Raw genomic sequence first — 11,430 nt, forward strand, 5'->3', positions numbered from 1 at the left:
GCAAAGCAGTGGATGCCCCCATGCGCCGGGGTGCACAACCCTGGATACGGCACGACTCGGAGCGGTGGCAGTTGCTCGAATCCGGTGTGGCCAGCGGGGTGTGGGGTCCGGACTCGGCGACTCGGGCCCACACCTCGAGGATGGGGTGTGTCAAAGGAGGATGCGGGCCAGGAGCACGGCGTCCTGGCCGTCGCGGGCCGTGGTCAGGCCCATGGACTTGATCGGGGCCATGTCGGCGGAGCCTGGCACATAGATCGCGGCCGTCGGGTTCTGGAGAGCGCCCTGCATCGTCTGCTTGAAGAGCGGGGTGGAGGAGAGGGGGGTCTGGGCGCCGGCGTACTTGGCGGTGCGCAGGACCAGGTGGTCGCCCTGGACGGTGCAGGTGGCCTTGGCGGTGGTCACCACGGTGGCCAGGTCGTTCTTGAGCTGAGTGGCGGCGGCCGCGGTGGGGAGCTGGAGGTCTAGCTGGACTGGGAGGCCGTCGGTGTCGGTGTCGGGGCCGGCGACGGTCAGGGTGAAGGACTTGGCGGTGGGGAGGGCCTTGGCCAGGGACTCGCCGCCCTTGAGTGCGGCGGGGTCGCCCAGGGAGCCCGCGAGGAGGTCGGTGAAGAGCTCGGGGTGCTCGTTGAGGTACTTCTCGACGGCCTCGTCGTCGTTCGGGTCGATGTTCGGCGGAAGCTTGAACGGGGGTTTGTCGGAGGCGGTCGGCTCGGCGGCGCCATTGAGGGCCTCGGGGAACAGGAACGCGGTAAGGGTCATGCCCTCGGCGCCGAACGCGGACAGGTCGCCGGAGAGGCTGTCGGCGGCGGCGGCCACCCGTGCGTCGGAAGGGAGCCTGCCGAGGTTGGCGATGAGATCGGTGCCGTTGCCCGTACCGGTGAAGGGGATGTTCTTGGTGTTGATGAACCGGGCGCGCAGTTCGAGCGCGTCGTCGGTGGCCTGAAGGCCGGCGATCAGGGTGCCGGACATCTCGGGCATAGGTGCGGCGCCCGCGGTGGCTGTGAGCTCGCCCGGCCCGCCGAACGGTGCGCCCGGGCCGCCGAGGGACTCGACGAAGACCAGATCGGAGACGGTGGACTCCAGGGCGGCGGCGCGGCTCAGGTCTGCCCAGGCGAGGCCGGGCTGGTCGGCGGGGAGCTTGGCGAGGGCGGCCGTGAAGGCCGGATCGGCCGACAGGTGCGGGGCCTTCGCGGCGGCGGCGGCGACCTGCTGGGAGTCCTTCTTCGCGAAGGCGAGCAGCGCGTAGCCGTCCAGCATGGCGAAGCCGAAGTGGTCCGATCCTTGCTTCTGCTGTACGGCGGCGAGGCTCTTCTTCGCCTTCTCCGAGTCCTTCGCGGCGACGGCGGCGAGCACCGTGGGCTTGCCGGCGGCGTCCGGCCAGACGGCGATGCCGATCCGGTCGTCGAACCAGGCGGCGACGTCGTCGTAGAAGATCGGGGCCCGGAGGTCGCCGAACGCCTGGCGCTTGGTCTCGTCGACCGACTTCGGGCCGCTGCCGCCCGCGCGGCGCAGCAGGGCGTCGAACTTGACCCGCTGCCCGATGCCGGGCGCCAGGTCCAGGCGGGCGAACGCGGCGACCGAGGCCGGCATTACCGCCTCAGGGAGGGTGCCGACCGGGCCGTTCCAGTAGCGGACGACGGCGAACGCGCCGCCGGCCACGAGCACCGCGGTGGCGACGCCGGCGGCGGCCAGGATCGCGCCGAGGCGGCGGGGCTTGACCGGGGCCGGTGCGACGCCGTCCTGGAGCGGGGTTCCGTCCGCAAGCATCACCCCGGCGGATACAGGGACCCCGGCGAGCAGGGTCGCGTCCACCGGCGCCGGACTGTCACCGACCGCCGGACCGTCGCCGAACGCGGAGCCGTCGCCAAACGCCGGACCGGCGCCGGCCGCTGGAGCTTCGCTGGCCGCTGGAGCTTCGCTGGCCGCTGGAGCCGAGGCACCTCCGGGCGACAGGCCGGCGCCGGGAAGGGCCGGATAGTCGCCCGGCGCCGGGGCAGCGGCGGTCTGCGAAGCAGGAGGACCCTCAGGAGCTTCGGAACCGGGCATAGACATACGACATTTCCTCCCCCGCGGACGTGATTGGCATTGTAGCGACGGACGCCCATGTCCGAGGTCCCCCGAACAGTCACAGCTCTACGCCAGCGGCGCCTCGATCGCCGGTGACCCGTTCGCCGCAGAGACGCTCGGCATCACGCTGGCACGGCGAGTTGCCGAGCTGGCCGACGACCCGCGTACACCGCTCTTCTTCGGCCGGCTGGACCTCGACGGAGCGGCCCATCAGCGGTCCGCAGGGCGGCGGCGCCCCTGCCGTCGAAGAAACGCTGAGCGGCCGGTTCTGCATCGGCCGTCGCCATGTCACCGACGAGCGCGGCGAGCCGCTCGTCCTGGACTGGCGCGCTCCGGTCAGCCGGGCCTTCTACCGGGCCAGCGCCCGTGATCCGCAGGGCGCCCAGATCCGCCGCGGGTTCGGCTTCTCCGTAGGTGAGCTGACCAGCTTCGAAGATGTGCACCTCGACCGCGGCGAGGAGCTGGGCACCGCCAGCCGCATCCTCACCGAGGAGATCGAGCGGCCCCGTGTCGGACCGATGCGCGACATCGTCGCCACCATCCAACCCGAACAGGACGAACTCGTCCGCGCCGAACTCGACGAGTCGATCTGCGTCCAGGGCGCACCGGGCACCGGGAACCCCAACCCCGGAATTTGGCACACATTTATGCGCGCCATCAAGCGATAGCGGCGGTGTCTCCATCATCGAAGTAGATGGCCTGGTGCAGCCGACCGCCCAGCGCGGCGGCGTAGCGGGCTACCACGTCCTGGCCGGAGATCTTGCCCTGCTCGATCTGCGAGACGCGCCCCTTGGTGACACCCATCCGCTCGGCGACCTCCTGTTGCGTGAAGCCGCGAGTACGACGAACCTCCGCCAGGCGGTGCCCCACCACCTGCGCCAGCAACTCCTGCTTGCCCGCTTCGAACGCCTCTTCACCACCGGCCCGCTCGACATGCTCGGCCCGGATATCTTTCCACCGCACGTAGCCGCTCACCGGCCTTCCTCCGACCGAGGAGCGGTTGCTAAAGTCTTGTGCAAAAGACTTTAGCAACCGGGGGGCCAAATGGGCGGTCCAGAGCTAGCACGCCTGGTGGCGTTGCTACGTCAGGCCGGGACCGACCTGGCCGATGTCGAGGTGAAAGCGGCCGTCGGCGGCTTGCCGAAGTCGGTGCGGGACACCTTGAGCGCGTTCAGCAATGATCGTGGCGGCACGCTCATCCTCGGGCTGGAAGAAGAACATGACTTTCGCCCGGCTCCTGGATTCGACGCCGCGCGCATCTGCGACGCACTTGCCGCTGCGTGCAATGACGACATGCATCCACCCGTGCGTGCCGAGATCGAAATCGTCAGTCTTGACCATGCCCTGGTCGTGACAGCCGAAGTCGGCGAACTCGACCCTCGATTCAAACCCTGTTACGTAGCCGCTCGCGGCGAGTACAACGGCTCCTTCACTCGTGGCGGCGACGGCGACCGCAGGCTGACAGATTTCGAGATCCACCTGCTCCACACCAACCGTGGCCAGCCCGACGACGACCGCCAGGCAGTGACCGAAGCAACGCTGGCTGATCTCGACCCGACATCGTGCCAGTTGCTAGTAGCTCGAGTTCGCCAGCGGCAACCCGGAGCATTCGCCGGCCTGCCCGAGGACAAGGTGCTACGAAGGCTCAACGTCATCAGGGACGATGTCAACGGCGTGACTCGGCCCACGCTGGGCGGTCTGTTGGCGCTGGGTGCCTATCCACAACAGTTCTTCCCTCAACTGAACGTAACGTTCGTCGTTTATCCAGGGATCTCCACAGAAGACGTTCCAGTCGGCGGACCGCGATTCCTCGACAACCGCTCGTTCGACGGGCCCATCCCGGTGATGGTGGATGAAGTTGTCACCGCCGTCCTGCGCAACACCTCGGTACGGTCCTTTGTGGATGGAAGCGGCCGCACCGATGTGTACGACTATCCGGCAGAGGTGGTACGCGAGGCCGTTGCCAACGCGCTACTACACCGCGACTACTCACCCTACTCGCGCGGAACACCGGTACAGATCACGCTTTACGCAGACCGTCTGGTGGTCGCCAACCCAGGTGGGCTGTTCGGAGCGATCACCGAGGATGACCTCGGCGGCGAAGGGGTCACATCCACCCGAAACCCAGTTCTTGCGAAGTTACTTCAGGACGTCCGACTGCCCGAAACCGGCCGGATGGTGTGCGAGAACCGCGCCAGTGGCATTCCCACCATGCTTCGAGAACTCCGCCGCGCCGGCTCCCCGCTTCCCGAGTTTCATAGTCGGATCACCCGCTTCAAGGTGATCATGCCGAGGTACTCATTGCTCGACGACGAGACAATGGCGTGGATTGCAAATCTAGGGCAGCCGGGGCTGACACCGACCCAGCATCTCGCACTCGCAGAGATGCATGCAGGCCGGCCGGTCACCAATGGAACGATGCGCAATCTCGGTCTCGAGGCCCACCGCGCCACGACCGAACTGTCCGACCTAGTCAACCGTGGCATCGCGGTGCGAATTGGCGAACGTCGCCATGCGAGATATCTGCTTGCCCCTGATGTCGCGCCGATGCCGCCGACACATGAGCCGACCGGCCAACTCGGCAACGACGCTGAAGAACTGATCTGGCAGGCGCTCGCGGACAGCGCCGAACTTAGCCGTCGCGATCTGGAGGCACGCACCGGCCTCAGCTACATGAAGGTGCTGCGTGCACTCAAGAATCTGGAGATCACGGGCCGCGTCACAGCTACTGCGCCTGCACGATCTCCGCATCGACGTTACCGGCGTGTCTCCTCGGCACCATGAGCAGGCCGGAACCAGCGGCAAGGAATTCAGTGGAACGGACCCGGCACGGCGCGTATCGTGGTTGCCGCTTGACGGGCGCGGTGAGGTAGGCACCGCAGCGGGCGTCCCACGCGCCAGGGATCTTTCTGGATACGCGAGCGAGCCGACCGACACCTCCAAGAGGATCAACGTGCCCGCAACCGAAGAACGCCACCAAGAACGCCTCGAAGAGGAGCTCGCCGCCGAACGGGCCCACCTCGACGCCTCACGAAAAGCACTCCGCCGGATGCGCGAACGCGCCGAAGACCTCTTCGCCACCGGGGACAAAGTTGCCGGCGACGCGTACACCGCCGAAACGCTCGGCCGGCACATGGCCCACCGCATCGCCGAACTCGCCGACAACCCCAACACACCCCTGTTCTTCGGACGCCTCGACATCGACCACGGCCAGTTCCACGTCGGACGCCGACACGTCACAGACGCCGCCGGCGAGCCCATGGTGCTCGACTGGCGGGCACCGCTGTCGCGGCGGTTCTACCAGGCCAGCGTCAAAGGACCCGCAGGACGTCGACGTCCGGCGCCGGTTCGGCTTCGTCAAAGGCGAGCTGACCAGCTTCGAGGACGAGCACCTGAGGCAGGGCGAGGAACTGGGCACCAACAGCGCGATCCTGACCGCCGAAATCGAGACGCTGCCGGCCTCGATCTGCGACACCCGGGCCACCGAGACGCCCATCCGGGATGCGACCTGTTCCTGGGTCATCTCGCGCCGCTTCCGCAGCTCGGCCAGCCGCCAGCCGCGAGCTTCGTCGAGCATCGCGCCGACCGCGGCATCGTACGCCTCGCGGCCGCCAGCGGTTTTGACTGCACGATCCAGGTGATCGGTGTCCCGCCACCGCTTAACGCCGCTCATCGCCGATCTCGTTCTCTCGCGTGTGGGTCTCGCGTTGGTCGGTCTGGGCCACACCCAGCAGGTCCAGGTACCCGTGTACCGCGTCCCACAGGTGGGTCTCGGGATAGACCCCAATCCCCGGTGGGCCCGGCGCCAGTCGCGCTCCCAGAAACCTGCTTCGATCCGCCGCAGGTGGGCCAGGGACCGTTCGCACCCGGCGTACCGCGGTCCCATGTCGCACTGAGCCATCTTGCCGCAGGCACGACCGCGCGTCACCGACGCCGCCCGGACGCCGACGTTGTAGCGGTCGGCGTTGCTCGACAGCTTGCATTACGAGCGATTCGTAGTACAAGCTGCTTGTAGCACAAACTGTTTGTAGTAGCTTGTCACTGTGAACCCCATAGGACGCGCGAACGAGCTGGCGGAACTGGCGACCGCCTGGGACCGAGTCGTCGCCGGCGCGCCGGAACTGGCGGTGGTCTGGGGTCGTCGCCGTGTGGGCAAAACCTACCTGCTCACCCATTTCGCCCAGAACAAGCGGTCGGTCTACTTCACCGCGACCCGTCAGGACACCGACGACCGACAACTCCGGCGGTTCGCCGAAGCGCTACGCGAGCAGCTGGGAGACGAGGTCGCCGACCTGGCCCCACCGACGTTCCCCACTTGGGAGGCCGCCCTGCGGTTCGTTGCGGGCATCGCCCGCGCCGAGCCCCTCTTGGTGGTGCTCGACGAGGCGCCTCGCCTCTCCGGTGGGCATGCCGACTTCGCCGACACTGTCTCGGCGGTCTGGGAAAACCACATCCGAAACCAACGGCTGATGCTCGTCCTCTCGGGCTCGGCCGTCGCAGTAATGGAGCAGATGCTGGGTCCGCAGGGCGGACTGCACCGCCGGGCCGGCGTCGAGCGGCGGATGGATCCATTCCCACTGACCGATGCACGGGCGTTCCTGCCGGATCTGCCGCCGGCAGACTTCATCCAGGCGTATGCGGCTTGCGGTGGCTATCCACTGCACCTCAGGCGCTGGTCGGCGCAGCGGTCCACCGATGAGAATCTTGACGATCTGGCCTTCACCCCGGGCGGACTGTTACTGCGTGACGCACCAGACATTCTCTCGGAAGACCTCGACTGGCGCGGCGGGTATGAGCGAGTCCTCACGGCGATGGCCGGCGGCGCACGGCGGCGGTCCAAGATCGCCGGGCGGGCGCAGCAGCGCATCGACTACACGCTTGACCGGCTACGGCGTGCCGGCTACGTACGGACGGTCCGTGCCCTCGGCACTGGCGGCTCTCCCGATCCGTTCTACGAAATCGCCGACGACTACCTCGCCTACTGGTTCGCCGTGCTCCGCGACGACGCCGACCTGATCGACGGCGGCCAGGGTCCGGCCGTAAGGCAGCGCACCTCTGGACGATGGCAGACCCATCTCGCCCGCGTCTTCGAGGCGGCTGCCCGCGATCACGCGCAACGGCTGGTAGCGGCCGGCACTCTGCCTAGTGACACGGTGATCGGCCGCTGGTGGAAGGACGAGACCGTCGAAATCGATGTACTAGGGCTCACGGGTGATCGACCAGTGCTCGTCGGCGAATGCCGATGGCAGGCCAAACCGCTCACGCAGCGCGATCTCGGTGACCTACGGCGCCGGGCCGCCCACCTGGCGTCACCGGGCTCGGCTGGACTGACATTTGCATTCTGGTCTCGCGGTGGGGTGGACGAGACGCTGACCAACCATCCCGAGATTCGGAGTTTCACCCCTGCCGACATCGTGAGCACCGGCTGAAGTCGCCGCTGCCGCGCGGTGAACCACGGCCGGCCAACGCCGAGCAGCCAGATAAGGTAGCCCGACAAGGCTGTCGGCCGCCATGGGACGAATGGCCCACATGAGATCCGGCCGGCTGCGCGAGTGTGACTCTTTGAAGTTCGTCGCCTATGTTGATCCAGGCCGCTGGTTGCTTCCGTCGCGAGGGGTGCTGAAGATGACCGACGACGCATTGCTGGACCAGGTGCGGCAGATGCGTGAGCAGGGCAGGTCACCGAAGCAGATCGCCAAAGAACTCGGGCTGCGCCCGGCTGCCGTCGCTTCGCTGGTCCGCCAGGTCGCCATACTCCAGCAGTCGCACGACAACCCGGCCGACCGGGTCCTGCTCGGGTGCTGGATCAGCCCCGGCTGGAGCGTCGGGCTGGGGTTGGACGAGACGCCGCCGACGTGGGCGGCGCTCGACCCGCTCGGCACTGCCAAGTCTCGGTTGGCCGGCTTGGCGAATGTCCTGATCGTCCGTCAGGAGCGGGCAAGCCGGGTGACTGCCTGCGGGTTCCTAGTGGACGTGTACTGCCTGGGCGTCAAGGATGCGGTGGGGCCGTTGCCGATGGGCTCCAGCGCCATCGAGCAGTTCGGCCGCAAGTTCTTCAGCGCCTTCGACGACCCACCCGTGTCCGTCCCGCTCGAACTCGCTCAGGCCGTGGTGCACGGCGCGGCGGCATACGCCCGCACGTTGGGCTTCGAGCCTCACCCAGACTTCGATGCTGCGGCGCCCTACCTCGGTGCACCGGCCGCTCCCAGTCCCATTCGCTTCGGGCGGGAGGGCAAGCCGTTCTACATCTCCGGCCCATACGACAAGCCTCGGAACGTGCATGACACGTTGGAAACCACCGTCGGCGCCGGCAACTACGACTACATGGTGCATATATAGGCGCTGCTCACTCTCTCGTTGGGCTACGTGTGGGTGTCGGGCTGGTGGGTCTGGGTTGCATCCAGCAGGTCCAGGTAGCCGTGTACCACGTCCCGCAGGTGGTTCTCCGGGTAGACACCCAATCCGCGGTGGCCGAGCGCCAGCCGCGTTCCCAGAAGCCCGCTTCGACCCGGCGCAGGTGCGCAAACTCGCGGCCAGTTCGGCCATCAACTGCTCATGCCGCTCAGCGTTGGTGGGCGCCGTTGTACGCCACGGTGACCGGTGCGTCGGGCACGTAGTCGTCCAGGCCAGGGCCGTCGCCTTCGGGTACCGCCTCCCCCGACAGGACCCGGTAGACGCGCTGGATCGTGGAGATCACCACGCTGGAGCTGGCGAGCATGCCAGCGCTGGTGAGCTTGTCGACGTTGTACAGCTCGGTGAAGCGTCGGCCGTCGCCCGGAGTGCGGTAGTTCTGGAACTCGGCGAGGGTCTGGTCGGCGAGGTTATTGCGGTCGACCAGGAAGAGAATCCGGGTAAAACCACCGTGCTTGAGGAGCCGGTAGCACCCCGTCACGGCGGTGTAAGTCTTTCCCGCGCTGGTGGCCATTTGCACGAGCGACCGGTCGAAACGCTGCTCCGCCAACGAACGCTCGATACCCTCGATCGCAGTGATCTGCGCCGGCCGCAGCGGATCGATGTCCAGGGGTGGCAGCGCGAGGTCGGGTGCTGCGGGTCCGTATCGACGTCCCACGGGATGCGCTTGAGTGTCGCCGTCCGAGGGAATGCGAAGATCCGCCGCGCTCTCGGTGCCGGATCGTAGCCATTCGTAAAATGGGTCTCCGATCCGCTGGCCTCAAAGACAAATGGGAGTCGGCCATCCAGGGCGAGTGCCCGCAAGCGCACGTTGGCTGGTAGCCCCTCGGCGTATATGGCCGACTGCCACTCGACACCGGAGAGCGGAGTGCCCTGGGACTTGGCTTCGATCACCCCGACGACCCGCTGGTCCACATACAGCAGGTAGTCGGCTCGGCCGTGTCCGGCCGCCATGATCGCCTTGCGCACAGCGATGCCTTGGCCTGCGAAAAGATTCAAATCAACGCGGTCCTGCACCGCCCAGCCAGCATCTCGGAGCTGGCCATCGATCAGGACTCGTGCGCACTGCTCCGCCTGCAGCCGAAGATCTTCCGCCGATGGGCTCACAACCGAAAGGCATTCAGCCGGATCAACTTCTGTCACCCCGGCTCGGCGGGAATGTATCCATCGACGAGCAGGTCTACCAGAAATGCTGAAAGCCCGTGGCGACTCAGCCGAGTTGGTCCGGATCAGTGCAAGCTACACGGTAGTTGACCTTTCCTTCGAATTCTTCGAACCCGAGGCGCCGGTAGAAGGCGCGTGCGCCGTCGTTGTCCCGGTCGGTCATCCACTCCACGCGGCTGCAGCCCGGCCGGTCAGCCGCGATTGCCCGCAGCTCGCGCATGAGTCGCGTCCCAGTGCCCAGTCGACGCCCGTCCGGTCGGACGTACAGCTCCTTGAGGAACAGGGAGTGCGTCGATCCTGCTGCCGGCCACAGGAAGGAGTACGCCGCCAACCCCACCACCTCACTGTCGGCGACCGCTAGCACGCAGTACGCCAGCGGTGGTGTGCCGAACAGCGCAGCTTCAACCTGTGCCAGCCGCTGCTCGAACGGCTGGATCGTCGTGGCGCCGTAGTACCGCTCGATCTCCTCGATCATCGCTGCGATGGTCTTGGCGTCACTCGGCTCGGCGTGGCGGACGACGAGGTGCTGCACGGTGCTCCTCCTTCAGGCTGGAAGCGTGGCTTGGACGTGCCGGATGAGGTAGGCGAGATCCTGACAGTAGACGGACGGGTTGCGGTATCCGCGCTCGGCGCTCAGCCGGTGCGGCAGATAGCCGCCACCGCAGACAGACACCAGTGGACAGCGCTGGCACTCCTCCGCCAAGGCCGCCGCGCCGGTCTGGCGTTGCCGGATCGCCGGATGCCGGGCCACCTCGTTGAAGGTGTGGTCGAAGACGTTGAGGCCGAGGCCAGCGGCGCCCGGGGCGGCGGCTTTGAGCGTGTCGACGTTCTCGATCGAGCCGTCGGACTCGACCACGACGATGTCGGCTGGTGCGAGACCGAGCGACTCGACGGAGCCCTTCGCTCCGAGGCTGAGCGCCACGATGTCTTCGAGTATCCGCACCGAGTGGGTGGAAGAGTCGGCGCCGATCCAGGCGTCGTAAACGCGGCTCAGCCACCGGCCATACTCCGGCTCGTCGGGATCAGTACGCCGTGGCGGGGAGTCGTGCGTGGCGTGGGGCAGGTTGAAGTCAATGACCGCCGGTCCGAGTGCTGCGAGATCGTCGTGGACCTCGACCGGGTCGTTGTGGAGGTCAACGACGGCCAGGATGCCGGCGAACAGGTGGGGCCGGCCGCGGAGCAGCTCGATTCCGTGGACTGCCGTGTCGAACGTGGACCGGCCGCGATGGCTGACACGATGGCGGTTGTTGGCGGCCGGTGGTCCGTCGAGGCTCACGCCGACCTGGACACCGAACTGCTCGAAGAGGTCGAGCCATTCGTTGTCGATCAGCATGCCGTTGGTCTGCAACTCGAAGCTGACGAACGGCAGATGGTCGCGAAGGATCTGCAGGATGGCGCCGAGGTGGCGCGGCCCGGCGAGCAGCGGTTCGCCACCGTGCAGCACCACGTCGATGTGGTCGAGGTCGTGGGCCGTGGCGTGCTCGGCGATCCGTTGCGCTGCGGCGTAGGCCACGTCGGTGCTCATCCGCACGGGCAGTTCGCGCCACGACTGGTCCGGTCCGTGGAAGACGTAGCAGTAGTCGCAGTTGATGTTGCAGCGGTTGACCACCTTGAGGATGAAGGTCCGCAGTGGTGGCATGTCCGCGCTCCGCAGTAGGTCAGGGATGCTCGGGAATCGAGGCTGAATGTGCGGCTCGAACGGCGTCGGGCTTGACCTGCTCAGCCGCAATTCGGACCCGGACCCTCTGCAGCACCTTGGCAAGCACTGGCTGCACGGTTGACGTGGTT

The 11,430-nt window shown here is 67.2% G+C and carries 8 protein-coding genes and 3 pseudogenes; 5 read left to right on the forward strand and 6 right to left on the reverse strand.

From position 1 onward, the window contains the following. Positions 1 to 150: 150 nt before the first annotated feature. Positions 151 to 1,812, reverse strand: coding sequence for a DUF3352 domain-containing protein (locus tag Drose_RS00790; protein ID WP_260726260.1), 1,662 nt, complete (start codon positions 1,810 to 1,812; stop codon positions 151 to 153). Positions 1,813 to 2,131: 319 nt separating this feature from the next. Here Drose_RS00790 and Drose_RS00795 point away from each other — a divergent pair. Beyond that, a pseudogene (locus tag Drose_RS00795) lies at positions 2,132 to 2,702 on the forward strand (AAA family ATPase); the annotation flags it as partial. A 22-nt stretch (positions 2,703 to 2,724) separates the two neighbouring features. On the opposite strand, the gene Drose_RS00800 reads toward Drose_RS00795, so the two are convergent. Beyond that, positions 2,725 to 3,042: a helix-turn-helix domain-containing protein gene (locus Drose_RS00800; RefSeq protein WP_260726261.1), complete on the reverse strand. Its 318-nt coding sequence runs from the start codon at positions 3,040 to 3,042 to the stop codon at positions 2,725 to 2,727. Between the two features lie 96 nt (positions 3,043 to 3,138). On the opposite strand from Drose_RS00800, the gene Drose_RS00805 reads away from it, so the two are divergent. Next, positions 3,139 to 4,851, forward strand: coding sequence for an ATP-binding protein (locus Drose_RS00805; protein ID WP_260726262.1), 1,713 nt, complete (start codon positions 3,139 to 3,141; stop codon positions 4,849 to 4,851). Between the two features lie 169 nt (positions 4,852 to 5,020). Continuing rightward, positions 5,021 to 5,516 (forward strand): annotated as a pseudogene (locus Drose_RS00810) (AAA family ATPase); the annotation flags it as partial. A 35-nt stretch (positions 5,517 to 5,551) separates the two neighbouring features. On the opposite strand, the pseudogene Drose_RS38685 reads toward Drose_RS00810, so the two are convergent. Next, a pseudogene (locus Drose_RS38685) lies at positions 5,552 to 5,968 on the reverse strand (hypothetical protein); the annotation flags it as partial. Between the two features lie 142 nt (positions 5,969 to 6,110). Between Drose_RS38685 and Drose_RS00815 the strand changes: the two are divergent. Beyond that, positions 6,111 to 7,496: an ATP-binding protein gene (locus tag Drose_RS00815; protein ID WP_260726263.1), complete on the forward strand. Its 1,386-nt coding sequence runs from the start codon at positions 6,111 to 6,113 to the stop codon at positions 7,494 to 7,496. A 133-nt stretch (positions 7,497 to 7,629) separates the two neighbouring features. Then, positions 7,630 to 8,406, forward strand: a complete 777-nt coding sequence (locus tag Drose_RS00820; RefSeq protein WP_260726264.1) for a helix-turn-helix domain-containing protein — start codon at positions 7,630 to 7,632, stop codon at positions 8,404 to 8,406. Positions 8,407 to 8,629: 223 nt separating this feature from the next. Here the strand turns inward: Drose_RS00820 and Drose_RS00825 are convergent, their stop codons facing one another. From Drose_RS00825 to Drose_RS00835, 3 genes are all read right to left on the reverse strand, one after another. Continuing rightward, positions 8,630 to 9,136, reverse strand: a complete 507-nt coding sequence (locus Drose_RS00825) for a DEAD/DEAH box helicase family protein (protein ID WP_260726265.1) — start codon at positions 9,134 to 9,136, stop codon at positions 8,630 to 8,632. A gap of 552 nt (positions 9,137 to 9,688) precedes the next feature. Next, on the reverse strand, positions 9,689 to 10,117 hold the full coding sequence (locus tag Drose_RS00830; RefSeq protein WP_260726266.1) for a GNAT family N-acetyltransferase: 429 nt from the start codon (positions 10,115 to 10,117) through the stop codon (positions 9,689 to 9,691). 69 nt (positions 10,118 to 10,186) lie between these two features. Then, positions 10,187 to 11,281 (reverse strand): FxsB family cyclophane-forming radical SAM/SPASM peptide maturase, encoded by a 1,095-nt coding sequence (locus tag Drose_RS00835; protein ID WP_260726267.1) that lies wholly within the window; start codon positions 11,279 to 11,281, stop codon positions 10,187 to 10,189. Positions 11,282 to 11,430: the final 149 nt, after the last annotated feature.

The sequence above is a fragment of the Dactylosporangium roseum genome, from assembly GCF_025264685.1.
Classification (GTDB): Bacteria; Actinomycetota; Actinomycetes; order Mycobacteriales; family Micromonosporaceae; genus Dactylosporangium; species Dactylosporangium roseum.

Excerpts from the sequence above, each read along its gene's own strand:
- Drose_RS00835 (WP_260726267.1), bottom strand. The coding sequence starts at position 11,281 with ATGCCACCACTGCGGACCTTCATCCTCAAGGTGGTCAACCGCTGCAAC.
- Drose_RS00830 (WP_260726266.1), bottom strand. The coding sequence starts at position 10,117 with ATGATCGAGGAGATCGAGCGGTACTACGGCGCCACGACGATCCAGCCG.